Source organism: Butyrivibrio hungatei, from assembly GCF_900101605.1.
Classification (GTDB): Bacteria; Bacillota; Clostridia; order Lachnospirales; family Lachnospiraceae; genus Butyrivibrio; species Butyrivibrio hungatei_B.
On the sequence record NZ_FMUR01000017.1, the window covers coordinates 66,302 to 91,303 of the forward strand.

The 25,002-nt window shown below is 41.2% G+C and carries 20 protein-coding genes, 1 tRNA gene and 1 pseudogene; 18 read left to right on the forward strand and 4 right to left on the reverse strand.

Features of this window, described 5'->3' with window-relative positions; all coding sequences use genetic code 11:
- Positions 1-2: 2 nt before the first annotated feature.
- Positions 3-911, reverse strand: a complete 909-nt coding sequence (locus BLP87_RS13060) for a LysR family transcriptional regulator (RefSeq protein WP_074463059.1) — start codon at positions 909-911, stop codon at positions 3-5.
- A gap of 380 nt (positions 912-1,291) precedes the next feature.
- On the opposite strand from BLP87_RS13060, the gene BLP87_RS13065 reads away from it, so the two are divergent.
- From BLP87_RS13065 to BLP87_RS13145, 17 genes are all read left to right on the forward strand, one after another.
- On the forward strand, positions 1,292-1,777 hold the full coding sequence (locus tag BLP87_RS13065; RefSeq protein ID WP_074463060.1) for a hypothetical protein: 486 nt from the start codon (positions 1,292-1,294) through the stop codon (positions 1,775-1,777).
- Between the two features lie 25 nt (positions 1,778-1,802).
- Positions 1,803-2,408, forward strand: a complete 606-nt coding sequence (locus BLP87_RS13070) for a TetR/AcrR family transcriptional regulator (protein WP_074463061.1) — start codon at positions 1,803-1,805, stop codon at positions 2,406-2,408.
- Positions 2,409-2,614: 206 nt separating this feature from the next.
- Positions 2,615-6,421 carry a phosphoribosylformylglycinamidine synthase gene (locus BLP87_RS13075; protein WP_074463062.1) on the forward strand — a complete coding sequence of 1,269 codons (3,807 nt, stop codon included), beginning with the start codon at positions 2,615-2,617 and terminating at the stop codon, positions 6,419-6,421.
- An 82-nt stretch (positions 6,422-6,503) separates the two neighbouring features.
- A complete protein-coding gene (locus BLP87_RS13080; RefSeq protein ID WP_026515514.1) occupies positions 6,504-7,724 on the forward strand; it encodes a carbamoyl phosphate synthase small subunit in 1,221 nt (406 codons plus the stop codon).
- Complete coding sequence (gene carB, locus BLP87_RS13085) at positions 7,724-10,990, forward strand: carbamoyl-phosphate synthase large subunit (RefSeq protein WP_074463063.1); 3,267 nt, start codon at positions 7,724-7,726, stop codon at positions 10,988-10,990. Before BLP87_RS13080 ends, carB begins: the two co-directional genes overlap by 1 nt.
- 205 nt (positions 10,991-11,195) lie before the next feature.
- Complete coding sequence (locus BLP87_RS13090) at positions 11,196-11,768, forward strand: DUF1961 family protein (protein WP_074463064.1); 573 nt, start codon at positions 11,196-11,198, stop codon at positions 11,766-11,768.
- Positions 11,769-11,799: 31 nt separating this feature from the next.
- On the forward strand, positions 11,800-12,240 hold the full coding sequence (locus tag BLP87_RS13095; protein WP_074463065.1) for a type II 3-dehydroquinate dehydratase: 441 nt from the start codon (positions 11,800-11,802) through the stop codon (positions 12,238-12,240).
- A gap of 158 nt (positions 12,241-12,398) precedes the next feature.
- Positions 12,399-13,019 (forward strand): L,D-transpeptidase, encoded by a 621-nt coding sequence (locus tag BLP87_RS13100; RefSeq protein ID WP_074463066.1) that lies wholly within the window; start codon positions 12,399-12,401, stop codon positions 13,017-13,019.
- Positions 13,020-13,040: 21 nt separating this feature from the next.
- Positions 13,041-13,577, forward strand: a complete 537-nt coding sequence (locus BLP87_RS13105; protein WP_074463067.1) for a hypothetical protein — start codon at positions 13,041-13,043, stop codon at positions 13,575-13,577.
- A 119-nt stretch (positions 13,578-13,696) separates the two neighbouring features.
- On the forward strand, positions 13,697-14,254 hold the full coding sequence (gene efp / locus BLP87_RS13110; protein ID WP_026655502.1) for an elongation factor P: 558 nt from the start codon (positions 13,697-13,699) through the stop codon (positions 14,252-14,254).
- 131 nt (positions 14,255-14,385) lie between these two features.
- Positions 14,386-15,036 carry a DUF5688 family protein gene (locus BLP87_RS13115; RefSeq protein ID WP_074463068.1) on the forward strand — a complete coding sequence of 217 codons (651 nt, stop codon included), beginning with the start codon at positions 14,386-14,388 and terminating at the stop codon, positions 15,034-15,036.
- A 151-nt stretch (positions 15,037-15,187) separates the two neighbouring features.
- Positions 15,188-16,453, forward strand: a complete 1,266-nt coding sequence (locus BLP87_RS13120; protein WP_074463069.1) for an SH3 domain-containing protein — start codon at positions 15,188-15,190, stop codon at positions 16,451-16,453.
- Between the two features lie 111 nt (positions 16,454-16,564).
- Positions 16,565-16,636, forward strand: a tRNA-Arg gene (locus BLP87_RS13125).
- Between the two features lie 53 nt (positions 16,637-16,689).
- Positions 16,690-17,961 (forward strand): SH3 domain-containing protein, encoded by a 1,272-nt coding sequence (locus BLP87_RS13130; protein WP_074463070.1) that lies wholly within the window; start codon positions 16,690-16,692, stop codon positions 17,959-17,961.
- Positions 17,962-17,992: 31 nt separating this feature from the next.
- A complete protein-coding gene (locus tag BLP87_RS13135; protein ID WP_074463071.1) occupies positions 17,993-19,327 on the forward strand; it encodes an SH3 domain-containing protein in 1,335 nt (444 codons plus the stop codon).
- 17 nt (positions 19,328-19,344) lie between these two features.
- The gene (locus BLP87_RS13140; protein WP_074463072.1) at positions 19,345-20,391 is read left to right on the forward strand and encodes a Gfo/Idh/MocA family protein; all 1,047 of its coding nucleotides are present in this window, start codon (positions 19,345-19,347) and stop codon (positions 20,389-20,391) included.
- A gap of 43 nt (positions 20,392-20,434) precedes the next feature.
- A complete protein-coding gene (locus tag BLP87_RS13145; RefSeq protein ID WP_074463073.1) occupies positions 20,435-21,829 on the forward strand; it encodes a cell wall hydrolase in 1,395 nt (464 codons plus the stop codon).
- Between the two features lie 195 nt (positions 21,830-22,024).
- Here BLP87_RS13145 and BLP87_RS13150 read toward each other — a convergent pair whose 3' ends face one another.
- Positions 22,025-23,302, reverse strand: a complete 1,278-nt coding sequence (locus BLP87_RS13150) for an IS30 family transposase (protein ID WP_074463074.1) — start codon at positions 23,300-23,302, stop codon at positions 22,025-22,027.
- 242 nt (positions 23,303-23,544) lie between these two features.
- Between BLP87_RS13150 and BLP87_RS13155 the strand changes: the two genes are divergently transcribed.
- Positions 23,545-24,297, forward strand: a complete 753-nt coding sequence (locus BLP87_RS13155; RefSeq protein WP_074463075.1) for a hypothetical protein — start codon at positions 23,545-23,547, stop codon at positions 24,295-24,297.
- Here BLP87_RS13155 and BLP87_RS13160 read toward each other — a convergent pair.
- Positions 24,290-24,610 carry a hypothetical protein gene (locus tag BLP87_RS13160; RefSeq protein WP_074463076.1) on the reverse strand — a complete coding sequence of 107 codons (321 nt, stop codon included), beginning with the start codon at positions 24,608-24,610 and terminating at the stop codon, positions 24,290-24,292. The genes BLP87_RS13155 and BLP87_RS13160 overlap by 8 nt on opposite strands.
- Before the next feature lie 83 nt (positions 24,611-24,693).
- A pseudogene (locus tag BLP87_RS13165) lies at positions 24,694-25,002 on the reverse strand (IS1634 family transposase); the annotation flags it as partial.

The window sequence follows — 25,002 nt, forward strand, 5'->3', positions numbered from 1 at the left end:
GATTAGCCGTTTATTCCTTTTGAAATATCTTCTTTTATAAGTTCATATAATTTACTTGCGGCAATTGAGAGAGGTCTCGTGTCATCGGTGATGACGCAGATCTCTCTTTTTGGAATCATCTTATTAAAACGAAGTTCGAACAAAACTCCGCTCTCAAGGTGCTCTTGCGCAAAGCTTTTAACAACACAGCCTACGCCGAGGTTTCTGAGCGCGAACTGAACGATCATGTCACTTGTCGCAAGCTCAAACTCAGGGCGAATTTCTGCGCCGTTGTCTGCAAGAAAAGAGCTGATGTAGCTTTTTGTACTTGTCTGTCCTTCGAGCATTATAAGCGGAACTTTTTCAAGATCTGAGAAATCAAGCATCTTGTTCTTGTATTGGATAAACTTTCTGCCCGCAACAAAAATATCTTCAATTTCCGCAACAGGAAGCGAAGAAATGTCTTCTTTCATAATAAAAGGAGTTGATACCACACCGAAATCTATTCTGTCATCGGACAGATATTCCAGCGTCTCGGGCGTTGGACCGTTTGTGACTGTGACCTTTATGTTTGGATATAATTCATGGAATTTCTCGAGATAAGGCAGCAAAAAGAATCTCAGCGTCATGTCGCTTGCACCGATCCTGACTTCTCCCGCATCAAGATGAAGGAGCTGCTTGAGACGCTGCTCGCCAAGCTCTATCTGTTCGTAGCCTCTTTCTATATATCTGTAGAGAAGGCTTCCTTCCGTTGTCAGGCGCACGCCCTTCGCGGTTCTGCGGAAAAGAGTGCATCCGAGCGCTTTTTCAAGTTGGTGGATCGACTGGCTCACGGCAGGCTGCGAAATTGACAGCTCTTTTGACGCCAGAGTAATGCTCGACAGCTTTCCTACATAATAAAATACTTTGTAATATTCGAGGTTATTGGTCATGGGGACTCCTTGGGGCTCAAACTTATGAAGTGTGCCGTATTTTGGGTTAAGGATTATTTGCGTGGCAATTCATACGTATAATAGAATTGTGATATACGCGTATATTTATATTTGTTGAAGTAACCGGCTATGGGGGTATGTATATGTATGTGAGACGATTTGCGACATTGTCGCTCGGAGTCTCGCATACATATACATAATCACATAGCCGATAGTTGCTATACAATTAAGCTACATGCGTATATTACAATTTTAGCAAATAATTATTGCCATTAGCAAACGACCTTGTTATAATGTTTCAAGAACTCTGACTGGGAGTTTTTTTGAATGCAAAAAATCGGGTGACTTATGGCTGAAAGCCAGAACAGGAGCGAGTTTTCATGAAATTTGAAAATGACAACAATGTCAACGAAGGCAGTGTGGAAGATGTCGTTGAAAGGTATCGTCCTGAACTTAAGAAGTTGACACCATATTTAAAATGGCTCAAGAGTCACGCCAGTGTCGATGTTGCGCAGGCATATTCCAACAGCGAGCTCAAGTCTATGTCTTTTCCGATATATGACTCCAATCTGTTGGCTTTTGTGAAGGCAGCGCAGAGTACCAATCTACTCGATCGCAATTATGTCTATGTCTACAGCAGAAATCGTCTTCGTAGCTACAAGGATGAGCTTCTTTTTATAGAAAGAGCCGGAATTACCGAGATTGATGAGCTTTCCGGTATTTTATCCAAGTATATTCTTTCCGGAATGACCAAAGGTACCGTTTGGGCCGAGGGTGTTAATAACGGAGTGTTGTACAGCGTAGTCAATAAGATGAATGAGCTTGTGGAATTCTGGGGACAGGGCAGTGGTGCATCTATTAATTAAGAACTGTAGGTAAGGATAGCGAAGAATGGGAGAAAAATCCGAGATCAAGAAAAAGTACATTCTTGATAAGGCAAGAACAGTTTTTTCTGAGAATGGCTTTAAGAGTGTAACAATGAAAGATATAGTTGATGCCTGCGAGATAAGTCGTGGGGGTCTTTATCTCTATTTCTCAAGTACGGATGAATTATTCCTTTCAGTTTTGTCATCGGAAACTGAAGAGGACGATGAAGAGACCATTACAGCCGCTCTTACGGGAACAGCAACTGCCGGCGACATGTTGGCTCTTTTTTTGAAGGAACAGAAGAAAGAAATCCTCAGAAAAAAGAACAATCTTACTGTCGCTACATATGAGTATTTTTTCGCTAATAAATTAGCGCCAAAAGATAATCCCCTGAAGGACCAGTTTGATACAGCAGTCAGGATTATTGAGCGATTAATTGAAAACGGCATTGAGAGTGGTGAGTTTTATTGCGAGAATCCTTTGGGGTGTGCTCGCAATCTTATGTACGTTGTGGAAGGGCTCAAGATTACTTCCAAGACTGTCGGCATTTCCGAAGAAGCCATTGATAAAGAATTAATGTACGTTTTAGAGGGATTAGTGCCCGATGAATTAAATATTAATGATGATTAATAGAGAGTGCTTTTATATTTAAGGCACTCTTTATTTTGAGCAGAGCACTTAGCGAGGTCTTTTCGAGCTTAGTGCGAGCCATGGGGATGTACTTGACGAGGTTTTTTCGAGTCTAGTACATATCCCTTGAGCAGAGCACTTGCTTAGATATTTTTCGAGCTTAGTGCGAGCTATATAAATTTTTTTATAATTAACAAGGAGATATTATGAGCACTGTAAAAAGAATCTATGTTGAAAAAAAAGCACCTTACGCAGGCAAGGCAAAGGAGCTTAAGGCTGAGATCAAAGGTTATCTCGGAATAAAGAGTGTTGAGGATGTAAGAATCTTTATCAGATACGACGTTGAAAATGTTTCCGATGAAGTATTCGAAAAAGCCTGCACAACAGTATTTTCAGAACCTCCTGTAGATATTCTTTACAGAGAAGAGATCGAGGTTCCTGCAAATGCAAAGACATTCAGCATAGAAGCACTTCCCGGTCAGTTCGACCAGAGAGCTGATTCAGCTGAACAGTGCGTTCGCTTTATAAAGGGAGACGAGGAGCCTGTCATCAAGACAGCAGTTACATACATGCTAATCGGTAACGTCTCCGACGAAGAGGTTAAAAAGATCTGCGATTATACAATGAACCCTGTGGATTCAAGAATTGCAGACGCAAAGAAGCCCGAGACACTTGTTTCTGTATTCGACGAGCCTGAAGACGTAAAAATCTTTGACGGATTCAAGGATATGGAAGAGGCTGAGCTTAGGAACCTCTACGAGTCACTTGGACTTGCTATGACATTTAATGACTTTAAGTGGATCCAGACTTATTTCCACGATGATGAGAACCGCGATCCTTCAATGACTGAGATCAGAGTTCTTGATACATACTGGTCAGATCACTGCCGTCACACAACTTTCGGAACGGAGCTCACGGAAGTTGAGTTCGAGGACGGCTTCTACAAAGAGCCTATCGTTAATGCCTATAACGAATACCTCTCTGCAAGAGAAGACCTTTACAAGACAGATGAGAAGAAAAAAGAGAAGTTCATTTCTCTTATGGATATCGCCCTTATGGGTATGAAGAAGCTCAAGAAAGACGGAAAGCTTACAGACATGGAAGAGTCTGAAGAGAACAATGCCTGCACAGTTGTTGTACCTATCGACGTAGATTACGGTGAGGGAACAAAGAGAGAGAACTGGCTTGTATTCTTCAAGAATGAGACACACAACCATCCTACTGAGATCGAGCCTTTCGGTGGCGCTGCAACATGTCTTGGCGGTGCTATCAGAGATCCACTTTCAGGAAGAGGATATGTATATCAGGCAATGCGCGTAACAGGTGCTGCAGATCCTACAGTTCCCGTTGCCGAGACAATGAAGGGCAAACTTTCACAGAAGAAGCTCGTTCGCGGTGCTGCATCAGGTTATTCTTCATACGGTAACCAGATCGGACTTGCAACAGGATATGTAAAAGAAGTTTACCATCCCGGCTACGTTGCAAAGCGTATGGAGATCGGTGCTGTTATGGGTGCTGCTCCTCAGGAACATGTGATCAGAGAGTCTGCAGATCCCGGAGATATCATTATTCTCCTTGGCGGACGTACAGGTAGAGACGGCTGCGGCGGAGCTACAGGTTCTTCCAAGGCTCATGATTCAAAGTCACTTACAAGTTGCGGAGCAGAAGTTCAGAAGGGTAATGCACCTACAGAGAGAAAACTCCAGAGACTTTTCAGAAGACCTGAAGTAAGTGAACTTATCAAGAAATGTAACGACTTTGGTGCCGGCGGCGTATCCGTAGCAATCGGTGAGCTTGCACCCGGTCTTGATATCAACCTTGATCTTGTACCCAAGAAGTATGCAGGTCTTGACGGAACAGAGCTTGCTATTTCTGAGTCACAGGAAAGAATGGCAGTTGTTGTTGCTCCCGCTGATGCAGAGAAGTTCCTTGCATATGCAGCAGAGGAGAACCTCGAGGCAGTTAAGGTTGCCGTTGTAACAGAAGATCCCAGACTCGTGCTCAACTGGAGAGGTAAGAAGATCGTTAACCTTAAGAGAGCATTCCTTGATACAAACGGAGCACATCAGGAAACAAAGGTTAAAGTCGATCTTCCTAAGGAAAATGATAACTACTTTAATAAAGTGGCATCAGATAAAGTTAATGCCGCACTTTCAAACAATGATGCAAAGGCTGCATGGATCGCACAGCTTCAGGACCTCAACGTATGCTCACAGAAAGGTCTTGTTGAGATGTTTGACTCATCTATCGGAGCAGGTTCCGTGCTTATGCCTTACGGTGGAAAGTATCAGCTTACAGAAACACAGACTATGATCGCCAAGCTTCCTGTTCTTTCAGGAAAGACTGATACCGTTACAATGATGAGCTACGGCTTTGATCCTTATCTTTCAAGCTGGAGTCCTTATCACGGAGCAGCTTATGCCGTAACAGAATCTGTATCAAGAATAGTTGCTTCAGGTGGTGATTATAAGAAGCTCCACTTCACATTCCAGGAGTACTTCAAGAGAATGACTGAGGATGCACAGCGTTGGAGCGAGCCTTTCACAGCACTTCTCGGAGCTTTTGAAGCACAGCTTCGCTTCGGAATTGCATCAATCGGTGGTAAGGATTCAATGTCAGGATCCTTCAATGAGATCAACGTTCCGCCTACACTCGTATCTTTTGCGGTAGATGTTGCGAAGCTTTCCGATGTCATTACACCTGAGCTTAAAAAAGCGGGAAATAAGCTTGTACAGTTCAAGCTTCCTAGAGATAAATACGACCTTCCGGATTATGACAAGGTTATGGAGATATACAGCGCTATAACAGAGCTTATGAGAAACGGAAGCATTGTTTCCGCATATGCTGAGGACAGCTACGGAATTGCCGCTGCAGTAAGTAAGATGGCATTCGGTAACGGCCTCGGAGTTAAGATTGACGATAGCATCAAGGCTGAGGAGCTCTTTACAAACGATATGGCTGACATCGTTGCGGAAGTCAGTGCAGATAAGCTTGAGGATGCACTTAAGGTAGCAGGCGCACGCCTTGTCGGTGAAGTTACTGACAATGCTGCATTCGAGGTTCAGGGAGCGGTTATCACAATGGATGAAGCTCTTGCAGCATGGAAAGGAAGCCTTGAGAAGGTATTCCCTTCAACCGTAAACGAGGAAAAGACTGCTGTAGAGTCACCTCTCTTTAAGGCTGACAGCGTATATGTTTGCAAGAACAAAGTTGCTAAGCCTACAGTATTTATCCCCGTATTCCCGGGAAGTAACTGTGAGTACGACAGTGCACAGGCATTTGAGAGAGCAGGCGCAAATACAAACATCAAGATATTCAAGAACAGAAATGCAGAGGATATCGTGGAGTCTGTAGCAGAGTTTAAGAAAGCTATAAAGGATGCACAGATCATCATGTTCCCCGGCGGATTCTCAGCCGGTGACGAACCTGACGGAAGTGCTAAGTTCTTTGCGACAGCATTCCAGAATCAGGAGATAAAAGAGGCGGTTGAAGACCTCTTACAGAATAGAGACGGCCTTGCGCTTGGTATCTGTAACGGTTTCCAGGCTATGATAAAGCTCGGACTTGTTCCTAACGGAAAGATTACAGGCCAGACTCAGGATTCACCTACACTTACATTCAATACCATCGGAAGACATATTTCCAAGATGGCATATATCAAGGTGGTTTCAAACAACTCACCTTGGCTTCAGGAAGCAAAGCTCGGCGGAGTATATACAAACCCTGCTTCACACGGAGAAGGAAGATTTGTTGCTCCCGATGCGGTTCTTGATGAGCTTTTCAAGAACGGCCAGATCGCAACACAGTACTGCGACCTTGAAGGCAATGTAACAATGGATGATGAGTGGAATATCAACGGATCTTACAGAGCTGTAGAAGGTATTCTTTCACCCGATGGAAGGTGCCTTGGTAAGATGGCTCACTCAGAGAGAAGAGGCGACGGCGTAGCTGTGAACATCTTCGGAGATCAGGATATTAAGATATTTGAGTCAGGCGTTAAGTACTTCAAGTAATTGAAAAATTTCGGTCTTGGTTATACTGAGACCGAAGTACTTTAGCAAGACAGAACTTTAGCATAGAAAATCGGAGGTAGTAATGGAAGCTTTTTTGATATTAGAAGACGGAACAGTCTTTGAAGGCAAGCACATAGGTGCAGATAAAGATGTGATAAGCGAGATCGTTTTTAACACATCAATGGCAGGATATACAGAGGTATTCACAGATCCTTCCTACGCAGGACAGGCGGTATGTATGACTTATCCGCTTATCGGAAACTACGGAGTATGTCTCGATGATATGGAATCGGAGAGACCCTGGGTTGATGCGATCATCGTAAGAGAGCTTTCTCACATACCTTCAAACTTCCGCTGCGACATGTCCATTCAGGATTTTATGGATAAATATGAGATTCCCGGAATCGAAGGAATCGATACAAGAAAACTTGTAAGAATCCTCAGAGAAAAGGGAACAATGAACGGTATCATCACAACAAACAAGAACTTAAAGTATGATGATATCAAGGAGAAACTCCACGCTTATACAACAGGTGATGTTGTAAGCAAGGTTTCCTGCAAGGAAAAGAAGTTCTTAAAGGGCGTTTCAAGCCTTGAAGAGAACGGTCCTCTTTCAGGAAGTGCGGTATTTAACGCAGAGAATTACAAGGCAGATCTTGCAGGAGATCATTCAAAAAGAGAAAAGAGACCTGCAATCGTTAAAGAACTTAACGGCAAAGGCCTTAAGGTAGCGCTTCTCGACGTTGGAGCCAAGAAGAATATCGCAGATTCACTTGCTGCAAGAGGATGTGATGTTACGATTTATCCTTCAAATACAACGGCCGAGGAGATTCTTAAGGATGCTCCCGACGGAATCATGCTCTCAAACGGCCCCGGAGACCCGAAGGAGTGTGTAGATGTAATTAAAGAGGTGAAAAAACTCTACGATTCCGAGACACCTATTTTTGCAATCTGCCTTGGACACCAGCTCATGGCTCTTGCAACAGGTGCGGATACATTCAAGATGAAGTACGGTCACAGAGGTGGTAACCACCCGGTAAAAGACCTTTCAAACGGCAGAGTTTACATCTCATCACAGAACCATGGCTATGTAGTAGATATGGACAAACTTGATAAGAACGTGGCTGAGCCTGCTTTTATCAACGTTAACGACGGAACAAACGAGGGACTTGCTTATGTCGGCAAGAACATCTTCACAGTGCAGTTCCATCCCGAAGCATGCCCCGGACCGCAGGATTCAAGCTATTTGTTTGACAGATTTATAGATATGATGAAAAAAGGAAAAGTAGGAGGTAAGAACTGATGCCAAAGAATAAGGATGTAAAAAAGGTACTGGTAATCGGTTCAGGACCTATCGTAATCGGACAGGCTGCTGAGTTCGACTATGCGGGAACTCAGGCATGCCGTTCACTTAAAGAGGAAGGAGTAGAGGTTATCCTCGTAAACTCTAACCCCGCTACTATCATGACAGATAAGGACATTGCCGATGAGGTTTATATCGAGCCTCTTACAGTCAAAGTCCTTGAGCAGATTATTGAAAAAGAAAAGCCCGACTCAATCCTTCCCACACTTGGAGGACAGGCAGGACTTAACCTTGGTATGGAACTTGATGAGTCAGGTTTCCTTAAGTCACACAACGTAAAGCTTCTTGGAACAACAGCTGAGACAATCAGAAAGGCTGAGGACAGACAGGAATTCAAGGACACCATGGAGAGAATCGGTGAGCCTTGCGCAGCATCACTCGTTGTTCATAACGTACAGGATGGTGTTGAGTTTGCCAACAAGATCGGATATCCCGTAGTTCTTCGTCCCGCGTTCACACTTGGTGGATCGGGCGGCGGTATCGCTCACAATCAGCTTGAGTGCGAGGAGATACTTGAGAACGGACTTAGACTTTCACGTGCAAATGAAGTTCTCGTAGAGAGATGCATTGCAGGATGGAAAGAGATTGAGTACGAGGTAATGCGTGACTCAGCAGGAAACTGCATCACAGTATGTAACATGGAGAATATCGATCCCGTCGGTGTACATACAGGTGACTCCATCGTTGTTGCTCCTTCTCAGACACTTTCTGACAAGGAATATCAGATGCTCAGAAGCGCAGCTCTCAATATTATCGATGAGCTCCGGATTACAGGTGGATGTAACGTTCAGTTTGCGCTTCATCCCACAAGCTTTGAGTATTGCGTAATCGAGGTTAATCCCCGAGTTAGCCGTTCATCTGCACTTGCTTCTAAGGCAACAGGTTATCCTATCGCAAAGGTTGCAGCTAAGATTGCGCTCGGTTATACACTTGATGAGATCAAGAATGCAATTACAGGTAAGACATATGCAAGTTTTGAGCCTACACTTGACTACTGCGTAGTTAAGTTCCCGAGACTTCCTTTCGATAAGTTCATCACTGCAAAGAGAACTCTTACAACACAGATGAAGGCTACAGGTGAGGTAATGAGTATCTGCACCAACTTTGAAGGTGCCATGATGAAGGCTATCCGCTCACTTGAGCAGCACGTTGACTGTCTTACAAGCTATGACTTCTCAGAACTTGATGATGAAGAGCTCAGAGAGCGCCTTAAGATCGTAGACGATCAGAGAATCTGGGTTATCGCTGAGGCACTCAGAAGAGGAATCTCACACGAAGAGATTCATGACATCACACTAATCGACATCTGGTTCATTGATAAGCTTCATTCACTTGTTAAGATGGAACTTAAGCTTCTTAGAATCGGTGAGAAGAATACAATGGGTAAGGATGCAGATCTTGCGGAAGCAAAGAAAATCATCAGCTTTGAGACACTTCTTGAAGCTAAGCGTCTTGAGTATCCCGATGCTGTTATCAGCAGATTTACACGCTTCTCTGAGGATGTGTTAAAAGAGCTCAGATATGACTACAACATCAAGGCTACATTCAAGATTGTTGATACCTGCGCGGCTGAGTTTGCGGCTGAGACACCTTATTACTACTCAGTTTACAATGGCCCCGATTCAGAGGATGAGGCAGCACTTAAGAGTAATACTGACAAGAAAAAGATCCTTGTACTTGGTTCAGGTCCCATCAGAATCGGACAGGGTATCGAGTTCGACTATTGCTCTGTTCACGCAACATGGGCATTTAAGAGAGCCGGATTTGAGACAATTATCATAAATAACAACCCCGAGACTGTAAGTACAGACTTTGATATTGCCGATAAGCTTTATTTCGAGCCTCTTACACCCGAGGATGTTGAGAATATCGTAAGACTTGAGAAGCCCGACGGAGCGGTTGTTCAGTTCGGTGGACAGACAGCCATCAAGCTTACTCAGGATCTCATGAAAATGGGCGTAAAGATTTACGGAACGGATGCTAAGGACGTAGATGCCGCAGAAGACAGAGAAATCTTCGATCAGATTCTTGAAGAGACTCAGATCAAGCGTGCACAGGGTGCTACGGTTTATACTGCAGAGGAAGCAAAAGAAGTTGCAAATCGTCTTGGCTATCCCGTACTTGTAAGACCTTCTTACGTACTTGGCGGACAGGGCATGCAGATAGCTCTTTCCGATGAAGAGATAGAGGAGTTCATGAACATCATCAACAGATATGCTCAGGATCATCCTATCCTTGTTGATAAGTACCTTCAGGGCGTTGAGACTGAAGTTGATGCGGTTTGCGACGGTGAGGATATTGTTATCCCCGGTATCATGGAGCATATCGAGAGATCCGGTATCCACTCAGGTGACTCAATCTCCGTATATCCCGCACAGTCTCTTTCTGACAAGGTTAAGCAGACAATTGCCGAATATACAAGAAGACTTGCAAAAGCACTTCATGTAATCGGACTTATAAATGTACAGTTCATCGCTGTAGGAGATGATGTTTATATCATCGAGGCCAATCCGAGATCATCACGTACGGTTCCTTACATCAGTAAGGTTACAGGTATTCCGATTGTTGATCTTGCTGCGGAAGTAATGCTTGGTAAGAAGCTCAAAGACCTCGGATATACACCGGGACTTCAGCCTGAAGCAGGCTATGTTGCCATCAAGATGCCTGTATTCTCATTTGAGAAGATCAGAGGAGCTGAGATCAGCCTCGGACCTGAGATGAAGTCTACAGGTGAGTGCCTTGGTATCAGTAAGAACTTTAATGAAGCTCTTTATAAGGCATTCCTTGGCGCAGGAGTTAACCTTCCTAAGTATAAGCAGATGATCATTACGGTTAAGGATTCCGATAAGGGCGAGATTATTGATATCGCAAGACGTTACGAGAAGCTTGGATATATCATTTACGCCACAAGATCTACTGCAGATACGCTTACGGAAAACGGCGTAAAGGCAAGAAGAATAAATCGTATCAGCCAGGAATCACCTACGGTTATCGACCTTATCCTCGGACACAAGATTGACCTTGTTATCGATACACCTACACAGGGAAGAGATAAGAGCCGTGACGGATTCCTTATAAGAAGAACCGCGATCGAGACGGGTGTAAATGTTATCACAGCGCTTGATACCGCAAGAGCACTTGTTACAAGTCTTGAGAACGAAAGCACTGAAGAAGGTCTTGAGCTTGTTGATATCGCAAAGATTTAATTGCCTTTTCCTTAAATTAAACATTGAAAAGAGTGCTGTTTAAGCATTTATTGTGTGATTTTATTCCCGGTCTTAAGTGATTAAGATCGGGAATTTTGTATGCCCATAAAGTAACTAATTGCAAAAAGAGAACTCTTTTTTAACATATTTTTACCTTAAAGCCCTAAAGTATGCTATAATTATGCAATGAGTTACGGGGAAAAATATGTCTAAATTAATCTATGAAAATCCGCTTGGAGTACAAGAAAATATTAAAGATTTTGTGTTTGAGCACGTCGCCGAGATTTCTTTTAGCAACAATGCCATGAGGCTTTCTGGCAGAAGAGCGAAAGATATGCCGGCAGTTTTGTGGTGTCCTGTTTCTTTTCCTGCAGATATAAGGATTGAATGGGAGTTTAGACCGCTGACAGAGCCGGGCGAAGCCACATTTATTTTTGCAATTAAGGATGAGAGCGCATTTTATATCTCATATTTCAGAAGGAAAAATGAAAAAGACAGAGCTTTTCACATGTGCAGACTTATAAAGGATAAAGGCCAATTTATCGTGGCGGAAGGGCCCGATCCCATTCCCGATGCGTCTGAAAGCCTTCCGTGGTACAGGATGTGCATCATCAAGCAGGGAAGCAGAGTGACTTTTCTTGAGAATGAGACCGTTATTCTGGATTTTTGGGATGACGGCATAAGCTGCGGAGATATTCTGACGGGCGGAAGCATCGGATTTAAGCAAAGCAGCGAGCTTACAGCCGAGTATAGGAATCTCAGGGTTACTTGGATATAATATTAAGAAAATGACAGGGGAGAACAGAACAATGAAAATACTTGTGGTAAACGGACCAAACTTAAATTTTCTGGGAATCAGAGAAAAAGCAATCTACGGTAATCAGGACTATGATTATCTCTGCAATATGATAAAAGAAAAAGCGGATTCGGAAAAAGACGAAGTCATACTTTTTCAGTCAAATCACGAGGGAGCGATAATAGACAGGCTCCAGGAAGCGTATTTTGACGGAACCGACGGAATAGTAATAAATCCGGGCGCATATACACACTACAGCTATGCCATTCACGATGCTCTAAAGAGTCTTGAGAATATCACAAAAGTGGAAGTGCACATTTCGGATATCAGTTCCAGAGAAGAGTTTAGAAAAGTGTCCGTGACAGCACCTGCCTGCGATAAGCAGATATATGGACACGGCCTTGACGGTTATCTTGAAGCGATTGATTTTATTAAAGAAATCAAGCTTAAATAAATATATTATATAAGGCTAAACGAACGCTTTAGATAATGATTTCTAAAAAAATAATTTATAAAATATAACCACGAATGATTGACTTATGCTTATAATGTGTTAAATTGTTAAGGAGATATTACGTATGTGAATAAATATTTCTTTAAAGGAGTTATAGTATGAAAACAATTATAAGAATGAGTGCACTTGTTTTCGCGGTATTATTTTTGAACATAATATGTACAGTGCCTTCACACGCGAGTGATACAGATGATTTTGATGCAGAATATTATGCCAATGCATATCCCGATGTTCGTGCGGTTATTGGAAGCAAACCGATAGATCTTTACTGTCATTACCTCAATTTCGGAATGAATGAGGGAAGATTTAAGAATGCTGCAGAAGAGGCAACAGGCGTGGCTTCTTGTTCAATTGATACATATGTTGATGTTGATATCGCAAACCAGACGATGACATATTACAAAGACGGAGAGGTCGTTTTATCATCATCTTGTGTTACAGGTAATCCAAACACGGGTAATTCAACTCCGAAGGGCAGTTTTGTTTTAAGAACCAAGATTCCGGGAAAATATCTTGTCGGACCTACATGGAACGTATGGGTTGACAGATGGATGAAATTTACGGGGAATGTCGGACTGCATGACGCCGGATGGAGAAGCAAATTTGGCGGAAATATCTATAAGTCCGACGGATCTCACGGATGTGTCAATCTTCCTACCGAGACGGCTTACGAATTGTATGATATGATAGACGTAGGTACGGCGGTTATCGTTCACTAAAATATTTTGAGGGGAAATGAGATGGAATTTGATCTGTCTGCAATTACAGGATCGGTAAATAAGTATTTAAACTCTATATCCGATACCAATAAGCTTCTTGCGCAGAAAAAAAGCGAGACGGCTTTTGATTCCAATCTGAGCGGCCTTTTTGAAAAATATTTAAACAAGGCTATGCTTGATGAGACGCAGAAGAATACAGCCGGTATTTCAGGTGAGGATGCTTTTGAGTCCGTCCTGGGAAATATGGGGATTTCGGCAACAAATCCTTATATATATGATAAGGCAGATATTTCACCCGCAAAAAATGTTTCGGCAAAGTCTGAACCGGATAAAGCAAAGCGCATCGATACATCAGTTCCGTTCCCGAAATTTGATCTTGGCAGTATGATCGCTGACAATATCGCTTCACACAGCAGATTTAATGCCGATGTATTCAAGACGACCGAACATCAGCCGCATGCGGAGAATGCTGCAAACAGCATGAATCCGTTTTATACAAATATGATTAGAAGCTCGATATTTGATATGTCCGGCAGCGGTGAAGACGCAAATATCTGAAGAAAGTTCGGGCGGAAAAACGTCTTTATCAACGTTTTCCAAAAAAATAGTTGAAAAATCAAATCCTATAGTTTAATATAAACTAGTTGTTTGATGTAAAGTTTTAGGAGGATTAATATATGATTTCTGCAAGTGATTTCAGAAATGGTATGACCATCGAAATCGATGGCAATGTATGTCAGATTATTGAATTTCAGCACGTTAAGCCCGGTAAAGGCGCTGCTTTCGTAAGAACTAAGCTCAAGGATATCATCAATGGCGGTGTTAAGGAGACAACATTCCGTCCCACTGAGAAATTCCCTGCAGCTCGTATTGATAAGAAGGATATGCAGTATCTTTATCAGGATGGAGATATTTACAACTTCATGGATTCCGAGACTTATGAGCAGATCGGACTCACAGCAGATCAGATCGGAGATTCTCTTAAGTTTGTTAAAGAGAACGAGATCTGCAAGGTCAACTCTTATAACGGAAACGTATTTGCAGTTGAGCCTCCTATGTTCGTAGAGCTTACTATTTCAGAGACTGAGCCCGGATTTAAGGGCGACACTGCAACAGGTGCTACAAAGCCTGCAACAGTTGAGACCGGTGCTACAGTAGCAGTTCCTCTCTTTGTAAACGAGGGAGACGTAATTAAGATTGATACAAGAACCGGCGAGTATCTTTCAAGAGTATAATCTGAACACAATACCTGACTGACACATATAACAGTCATATTAAATTTATAAAGAAACAAATGTAAGACAATAGATTATCGCATTCATATGCGTAAACTATTGTCTTTTTTTGTAATGGGAGAGATATATTAATGAGAAAAATTATAGTAAATAACAGCAATATCGATTTAAGTTTTTTTAGAAATTTTGACAGTGTTGAGGAGAAAATGTCATTTAAATTAATTGGTCTTAAAGATAATAAGGAATATCTGGAGGATATTCCTTACCGCAGATTTGAAGACCTTGCAATGGTGCCTATATGCATGGTAAGAAACTCTGAGATAGGAGTGGGGCATATTACAATAAGAAATTCACACCTGGATCTCTGGGGGATAACATACGACAGATTGTGGAAAAATCTTATGGAAAATTCCACAAAAACAGCAGAGGTAAAGATTAAAACCATGCCTGATTTTCTAGGTGAAGATTATATTAACGATTTTGAAGTTTTACAAAATATCATTATTGTTTCTAACAAAGAACAGAATTATGGAGCGGGGGCAGTATTATATCCGGGGGTACTTGAGAAAATATCCGATAAATACGGGAAAAATCTATATGTGCTTCCTGCTTCCGTGCATGAAGTCTTGGTTTTGCCGGAACAGGGTGAGGAAAATGAAGCAGAAATGCTTGAAGCGATAGTGCGCCAAGTTAACGCAGGTGTGCTTAGCAAAGAAGATTTTTTGAGCGATAAAATTTATTACTATGAAAAAACTGCAGGAATTCTCGCGGTTTGTGAATAAGTGTGCGCTGAAACGTGCATAAATACTGAATATATATTATACTTTATTTTATCTTCATAAAATGTTAAAATATATATAGTAATTAGATTAATTGTTTTGAAACAAAACAGAATTAAAATGCACGTTAACGCGTAGAGGGTAGGGGTAGATCATGAAACGTAAAAAAAGAAATCAAGTAGCAGGCTGGAGAAACGACAGACAGGGGGTATTGGCAGTGTTTGCCGATAACAAGAAGTTTCTCATGCCGGGTATCTTTTTTGTGGCAGTTCTTATAACTGTAGCTGTAGCACATAAGGCAAACAGTATGGCATCTGAGTCGGCACTGATCGTCAATAAGGCTTCCATGGGAGAAGTAAAAGAAATCGAAGATATCAAAATGGAAGAGTGCAAGGATCAGAAGATAATAGATCTTGTTAATAGTTATTATCAGGCACAGGCTGAAGGAAATAAGGATGTGGTAAACAGTATCTACAAGGGACTTGATGATACACAGGGACTTAAGGCGGAGGCAATTTCCCAGTTTATTGAAAAGTACGAGTCCATTACCGTATATACCAAGCCGGGACCGGTTCCAAACAGTTACATTGCATATGTGTACAATATGGTTAAGCTGGTGGATTATGATAAAGCTCTGCCCGGTCTTGAAACACTTTATATCTGCACGGATGAAAACGGAGAGTTATATTTTGATGCTTATTCGGAAGATAAGATGATCATTGATTATATCAAGTCTCTCAGTGTACAGTCTGACGTTATCGATCTTAACAATAAGGTTGCGTCTGAGTATAACGAGATGATCAATGCGGATGAGAATCTTGCGGCACAGCTTACAGCTATGAGAAAGGACCTTCAGGCAGCTATGGGCGAGGCTATGGTTAATCAGGCAAACGGAGACGCATCTGCGGATGATGCGGGAGAAGCAGCTTCTGAGGAAACATCACAGGAACCTGAGGCACCTACTACTCATACTATAAAAGCAAAGGAAGTCGTAAAGATCAGAAAAGGTGACAGTACAGATACTGAAGAACTTGGTAAGACTGAAGCCGGACAGGAACTTGTAGAGATCGAAGCTCAGCCTAACGGATGGAGTAAGATTGAGTACAACGGCGGAGAGGCTTTTGTAAAGACAGAATTCTTTGACCGTATCGACGATCAGGCCGATAACGGACAGAATGATACATCCGATGCAACGGAGTCTGACAACGCGGCAGACAGTGCAGACGGAAAAACAGGAAACAAGAAGATAAAAAATGATGCAGTAAATCTTCGTAAAGGACAAGGAACTGATTCTGCTGTTCTTGCTTGCCTTGACAAGGGAGCAACCGTAAATGTTATTGAAAATAGTGATAACGGTTGGTCAAAGGTTGAGTATCAGGGACAGACGGGATACATTAAGACGGAATTTATTGAGCAGTAATACGGAGGTAATTAAAGATTTAAAAAATATACACATCGACCGGAATCATTAAACCTGAAAGTTCGCTCCTGTTGGACATTGCAATGCCCATATGTTATTATTGATGGGTATGCACCCGTAGTCTAATGGATAGAACGGAGGCCTCCGACGCCTTTAATGCAGGTTCGATTCCTGTCGGGTGTATTTGCTTTGAGAGTGTACTGCATTCTCTATTAAGAAATTAGCAGGGGTAAAGCATGAAACAAAGAAAGCGTAGTCAAGTTACAGGCTGGAGAAATGATAGAACCGGTATTTTGGCGATTTTTGCCGACAATAAAAAGTTTCTCATGCCGGTTATTTTTTTTATTGCGGTCCTTATAACTGTAGTAATTGTATTTAAGGCAAACAGAACTGCTTCCGAAGCAGCATTGGCCGGTGACAATTCATCAGTCGGAGAAGTTAATGAGATTCAAGAGATCACAATGGAAGAATGCAAGGATCAGAATATAGTCGATCTTGTTAACAGATATTACCAGGCTATGGCGGACGGAAACAAGGAAGAAGTCAACAATATCTACAGAGGGCTTGATAATACGCAGGGACTTAAAGCAGAGGCAATATCCAAATTTATCGAAAAATATGATTCGATAAAGGTATATACCAAACCCGGTCCGATTCAGGACAGTTATATTGCTTATGTATATAACATGGTTAAGTTATATGATTATGAAAAAGCTCTTCCCGGACTTGAAACGCTTTATGTATGTACCGATGAGAACGGTGAGTTGTTTATAAACGGTGACTCTGAGGATGAGACCATCATTAATTATATCAAGTCACTTAGTGTTCAGGCTGATGTAATTGACCTTAACAACAAGGTTGCATCAGAGTATAACGAGATGATCAATGCTGATGAGAATCTCGCTGCACAGCTTACAAACATGAGAAAAGATATTCAGGCTAAAGTGGCTGAAGCAATGGTTGATCAGTCATCGGGAGAAGCATCTGTGGATAATTCCGGAGAAATGGCATCGGATGGAGCTTCTTTAGATGCTGAAGTGCCTACCACTCACACCATCAAGGCAAAAGATAATGTAAAAGTCAGAAAAGGTGACAGTACTGATGCTGAGGAAATCGGTAAGGTTGAAGAAGGCGATGAATTGACTGAGATCGAAGCTCAGGCAAACGGCTGGAGTAAGATTGAATATAATGGCGAAGAAGCTTTTGTAAAGACGGAATTCTTTGAAAGAGTCGATAACGGAACCGAAGCGGGAGAAACTCAGGCAGATACGGCTTCCGGTGCTTCTTCAAATTCAACGGACGGTAATGCGACAAGCAAAGTAGAAAGCAAGAAGATAAAAGGTGACTCTGTCAGACTTCGTAAGGGACAGGGAACAGATTCTGCTATCCTGGCTACTATGGATAAAGGCTCAACTGTTAAGGTTATCGAGGAATATTCCAACGGATGGTCAAAAGTTGAATATGATGGACAGACAGGATATATTAAGAGCGAGTTTATCGACGCGTAATTGGTAAATTACCGGCGAGCAGGGGTAGATTATGAAACGAAAAAAGAAAAATCAATCTCCGGAAGTGAAAAATGTAAGGCATAGAGAAGGATCTTTTTTTTCTGATAATAAAAATATTTTTATGCCGATAATATTTTTTGTTGCAGCTTTTGTGACTGTGGCTGTTTCGTACAAAGCCAATCTTATGGTGTCCAATTCGGCGGTTAAAGCCGGAAAAGCATCGTTGGAAGGCTCTGATCAGGTTGAAGAAAATGTTCTTGAAGAGTGTACGGATCCAGGGATAATCAATCTTATAAGCAGGTACTATACAGCGATCATTGAAGGCAATGCGGATGAAGTTAACAGAATCTACAGAGGATTTGACAATTCGCAGGGAATTAAGGCTATGGCTTTAAACGGAATCATTGAAAGATATGATTCGATCAGGGTATATACCAAGCCGGGGCCTGTTCCAAACAGCTATATTGCATTTATTTATCAGATGGTAAAACTTGCCGATTATGATGAAGCTCTGCCGGGGTTGGAAACACTGTATATCTGTACCGATACGGAAAACGGAGAGTTATATATATGCGGTGATACGGATGATCAGACGGTCATCGAGTATGTTAAAGCACTTAATGAGCAGGCCGATGTGATCGACCTTAATAATAAGGTTGCATCTGAATACGGTGAAATGTTAAATGCGGATGAAAAGCTTTCGCAGATTCTTGATACAAACAGCACTGCAATAAAGGCGAAAGTACAAGAAGGATTGGAAGACAAGGCGAAGGCAGATGCTGCCGATGCTGCGAATAAGAACAACGAAGGTTGGCAGAATACCGATGCACAGCAGATACATACGATCAGGGCCATTGACGTTGTAAATATCAGACAAAGTGACAGTACAGACGCTGAAGTTCTCGCAAAGACAGAGATAGGTAAAGAATATCAGGAGGTTGAGAAGCTTCCCAACGGATGGAGTAAGATCCTTTTGGAGAAGGAAGACGGGGAAAGCGTAGAAGCGTATGTAAAGAATGAGTACTTTGAACGTGTTGATACCGGAGAGGATACGGATGATGAGTCGGCGGAAGATGCTTCAAATGAGGCTTCGTCAGAACCTGAGGATACCGCTTCGGAAGATAGTTCATCTGATACTGAGGATAAGAAAGACGCTGACAATAAATCAGACGGAAAAGGTGAGACTAAGACAGTTAATGGAGATTCAGTCAGACTCCGTAGCGGACAGGGAACAGATTCCGCTATTCTGACCAGTATGGATAAGGGTGCAACGATCAAGGTGCTTGAGAATTATCCTTCCGGCTGGTCAAAGGTTGAATATGAGGGACAGACAGGATATATTAAGAGTGAGTTTATCGACCAGTAATACGGAGGTTGTTGACAATGTTTGGACGATTTAAGGTGGGAATTTTGGGCACCGGCAGGATGGCTGAGCTCATGGCAATGACGCTCAAATCAATGAGAAGCGTGACTTGCTATGCCGTTGCTTCAAGGACAAAAGAAAGCGCCGACAGCTTTGCTTCAAAGTTGGGGATTAAGAAAGCATACGGCTCATATAAGGAATTGTTGAAAGATCCCAAGGTAGAACTTGTCTATATTGCAACGCCTCATTCAGAACATTTTAATAACGTAAAAATGGCTCTTTTAGCCGGAAAAAATGTATTATGTGAAAAAGCATTCATGCTTAATGAAAAACAGGCGGAACTGGTATTTAATTACGCCGAAGAAAAAGGAATTTTCATTTCTGAAGCCATGTGGACAAGATTTCATCCTATGCGCAAGAAACTTCAGGAAATTCTTGACAGCGGTGTTATCGGCGAACCCAGTATGCTTACGGCAAGCCTTGGATACAATGTTGCTTCAAAAGACAGAATAACAAAGCCCGAGCTTGGAGGCGGAGCTCTCCTTGATCTTGGCGTTTATACGCTTAATTTTGCTTCTATGGTTTTTGGTAATGATGTCGATGATATTATTTCCGTTTGCACCTACAATGATGAAGGAATGGACATGAATGACAGCATTACCTTGAAGTACAAGGATGGGAGAATGGCTGTTCTTAATGCTTCCGCACTTTCTATGAGCGACAGAAGCGGTGTCATCTATGGAAGTAAAGGCTATATTATCGTAGACAATATCAATAATATCGAGGGGATTTCGGTATATGATGAGAATCATAATGAGGTCGCTTATCATAAGCGTCACAGGCAAAAGACCGGATATGAATATGAGGTTGATGCTTGTATAAAGGCTATACAGCAGAAATTGACGGAATGTTCCGAAATGCCTCATTCCGAATCTCTCATGATGCTCAAATTTATGGATTTTATCAGGAAAAGAAATGATATAACATTCCCGGGAGAGTGGAATGGAATTGATGAAATAGATGAAGATGAGTTTTATGATGAGGCCGAAGAAGACGATTTTGAATAAGTTGTAATTAAACGGGATAAAAAGTCAGTTGAGCGGAAGAAATATGAAAAAAGAGTTTTTTTTGGGGACACTTGTATTTATATTCTTGTGGGGTAGCTTTCCTGTGTCCGGTTATGCCGATGAATATGATGATAAGATTGCAGAGTCAGAGAGAGAAATCTCCGATCTGCAGAGGCAGACTGATGAAGCCAGAAAAGCTATAGAAAATCTTCAGGGTGAAAAAGAGAAAACAAAGTCGAATGTTGAAAATCTTAAGAATCAAAAACAAGGTTTTCAGAATCAGATCAATGAATATTCCAACAAGTTAAATGTCATAAGTGAGGAAATATCAAACAACGAAGCTGAGATGGATGAGGTTTCGCAAAATATAATCAGGTTGTCTAATGAGCTTTCTGAGGCCAGAGCGCAGGAAGAAGAGCGCTATAAGAATCTTAAGCTTCGTATAAAGGCAACTTATGAAAAAGGCGGAGATAAGGGGGTATTGCAGACTCTCTTGGGCTCCGGCTCTTTTCGTGATTTTTTGACAAAGTTTGAATACCTAAATGCGGTTGTTGCCTATGATAACAAGAAAATCAACGAATACAAGGCTTTGCAGAGAGAAATAGAAGCTAAGACCGATCAGGTTAAGCATGAAGAAGAAAGACTTCAGTCTATACAGAATGAGCTGGATAATAAACAGGACACACTGGAATCTTTGACGGCAACCGTCAACGGACAGTTACGGTCGACAAACAAAACGCTTAATGACGAAAACGGAAAGCTTGCGGACTATGATAAAGAGCTTGCAAGACTTGATCAGCTTCAGAAAGAGCTTGCAGCTAAAGTTGCTTCCGCACAGGCAGAGTATGCAAAAAGACTTGCCAACAGGCCTAAGGAGAATACAGGTGGTGCTTATGCTGCTTCGGATTCCGAGCTTTTGTGGCTGGCAGCTACCATACAGGCGGAAGCAGACGGAGAGTCCTATGAAGGAAAGCTTGGTGTCGGCTCTGTTATAATGAACAGGGTAAAGAGTTCGGCTTTTCCCAATGATGTTGTCGGTGTTATTACTCAGAATATGCAGTTTGCATCATATCGCTCGGGTAAAGTTGAACTTATTATGGGTAGAGGTCCCAATACTATGTGCTTAAAAGCAGCACAGGCAGTTTTGGGTGGCGCCCGTACAGGTGATTATCTTTTCTTTATGACAAGGTACTGGGCCGATCATTATGGAATAGCTGAGTACACCATGGTAGGTAATCATGCATTCTTTTACAAGTGGGTTGTCAAGGAGAAACCTCCGGAAGAACCACAGCCAGAGGAACAGCAATCGCAGCCACAGCCTGAACAGAATCAGGAAGCTCCTGCGGAAGAGAACAATGAAGAAGAAAACCATGACGAGGATTCGGGCGATGATTCAGATGATGATTCGAACGATGAGGATGACAGCGATGACGAGTAAATATCTTCACTTGAAAAAAGCGGAAAGATTTTTTTGGAAGATTTGCAGGGTAAGTGCAACGCTTGTGTTGCGCTTACTTTTTGAAGGTGGCAAGTAGGTTACTCAGGGCTTCTTGTAGAATTTAAAGATATAATCAGTTTGTCAAAGTAACCGCAACACTATCTTTTTGCGTTGCAGTTACTTTGACTTTTTAGATTATTTTAGCAATGAAGGTCTTAGAATGATTTCGTTTGGAGGGATTATTTCTAGACCAAGCAAAATAAAAAAGTCCATTGGTAATACTGCTGTTGCCAAATCAAAAGCGCTTTTTCCAAACAAAGCTTTTCTTTTATAACTATTGATGTGATTCATCATCAATGAAATGTCTGCCTGTACATATGGCTCAAGGGAGGCTCCCTTAGGAATTATATAACGGATCATTTTATGGTGGTTTTCACAAGAGCCTTTTTCGTCAGAGCGATTTGGTTCGCAAAAAAATATAGAAGTCCTTTTAGAGCCGGTTATACATGAGGTTTCCATGCCTTTAATATCAGAAAATTCGGAACCGTTGTCGGTTAGTATAAGCGGAAAAACTTGAGAAAACAATTCTGTACCAAGAGCAGTTTCTATCATATCTAATGCTTCTACAACACATGATGAATTCTGATATTCCATGATAAAAGCAAGCTGCAAAGAAAGCGATGGAATCGTTAGTGTTAAAAGTGCTACATTCTCACCTTTTTTACCTTCTACGCAGTCCATCTCGGTTACACATACATCATTTTCCTCGATATATTTAAGATAATCGCCATAGAAATGCCCTACTTTAGCTGTGGATAATGGGGATATTTCTGAATGTTTACGAGGCTTCCGTTTAACTTTATCTCGAAGATCGATATTTTTGGCGTCAAGTGCATTTTTGTCTATCATACGGCGCAATGTAGCTTCGCTTATGGTTATTTCGTCTGCATAAGTCTGTTTTATGTGGTACGGAGATAGACCATTGATTATAAGTGGAGAGGCGAGTGTATTTATTTTTTCAAGTTCCTGTTCGCTGATATCAAATCCAGAGCGAGTAGATGTAAGAAGTGATTTGTATTTCTTCTGAGCATCAATGGCATAATAAACGGTTTTGTCATATGTACATAAGCCATTTATTTTTTTGCATCCGTTACATACATATGGGGAAGTTTCAAGTTTGGGACATAGGGCTTTTTCATAACAATCACAGTGTTTGGTGCATTTTGAATGGCATGTATAACACTTATTGCTACAAAGTGCATCGCCACAGACATTCTTTAGATTGCAATTACGCTTGTGTTTACAGTCGTTTTCTATTGTGGGGACAAATAATGAGTGATTTCGTATTTCTCTTAAGACTGTTGAAGGTGCCTTTTCTAATTCTAATGCGATTTTTCTGATAGAAGTTTTGTGATTCAGTCGATCTTCAACCAAGACCCGCTGTTCGTGTGTTAAGTGCTTGTAGCCTGACATTTGATGTTCCTTTCAAATAAATATTTACACAAGAACATCAAAAATAAGCCCATTGACGGATGCGTATGGGAATGATAAATATAGATTGTAAATATATGAGATGCCCTTGTGCATTATAAAAAACAGCATCGTATGGTCGCCAAACTGATACGGTGCTGTTCTATTATAGTTTAATTGGTAGTTTTTTAAAATTTTTTTGGTAAAGTATAATTTTTCGTTTTCCATTGTGGCAAAGGAGAAAAATGAGACAAGAAGCTAAATACAACGAGTTTTACTTGATAAATGATGATAGAGAGCATTACCTTTATGAACTATATTGCATAGATAATGAGGAGTATCTTCGTAAATATGATGGGAACATGTATTGTCCAATGTGTAGAAAAGCACAATTATCAAGAGTTCGAGGGAAAAAATCTATATTTTTGAGGACAAACCACGGTCAAGAACACGGTATTGTAGATGGCGAAGTATGCGAATACGCTTTTGACAGAAAAACTGTCATTGAAACAGAAAAACATATTATAGATTTGAAAGAAACTAATAGATTGGGTGCTAAATTGAATACTATAATGCTTCAATTGAAGAAAAAAGATGTTGTTCGCGATTCTTCAAATATCATGTTGGAAGCTAAGCGTCCTACCATATCAAAAAGTTCCAGTTCATCTCAAACACATGCCAAAAGACTTATTACGCCGAAGTATTCATTTTTGAATTGGGGGATAAATACTCCTCAGGATCATTTGATTATAGCGTACGGGGATGTATATATATGCGTGGGAAATACTACAAAAGAATACACATACCTACGGCTATATGCTGATGAAACCAAGACAAGGCTTCTGACTTCTTTTGCAAAACCTTATAGAACAAAGATAAGTGATGGTTATTATCATGTTGTATCGGTAGGTACGTGTATTAAAAAAGATAAATATTACAATTTCAAAATATATGATTATTTCAACGGATTGTTGATAGAACCAATTAAAATTATATAGATAACTGGATGATATCGCTCCAATGTTGTAACCCTTTTAGGGCATAGGAATAAATTGAATCATCATAATATATTCCTTCATTTACCACTATATCGTTTTGTTTTATTTGGTAATGGATTGCTAATCCAGTCCAATCATCGGCATCGATTATACACCAGTTTAAACAAAGAATGTTTTTATCGGATATAAAGGTTGAGAGTGAAGGTTGTTTAATTATAGAATCTTCAAAGGTCTTAAATTCCTGAGCTGTTTTAAGTGAGGTATACAATTCGACGTATCTTTCTATGGGTAATTCATATAATAATTTTTCCATAAGAATCCTTCCTGTGTCAAAGTGACTGCAACATGTAAATTTGTGTCAAACCTAAACTCCCGTCATTTTATACCAAGGTTTGATCATGTCGGGACATTTAACCCCATGAACTCATAGAGTTCACATTGCTTTGCTGTTATCTCAGATAGATGATGTGCCTTTCCGGGCTGCTGATAATACTCAATGGTATCCAGTTCATCAAGTAATGACTGGATTGTGTACCTGCTAAACAGACCGTTTTCATCCATCTTCTTTTTGATATAAGACACCATCTGAAGTGCTATAAACTGAATAAACAGTTTGCCTTCAAAGTTTTCTTCTGATGCGACGGACATTCGTCGCATGGAAAGCCGTTCCTTAAGGTTGCCAAAGGATTTTTCAATAAGATCCTT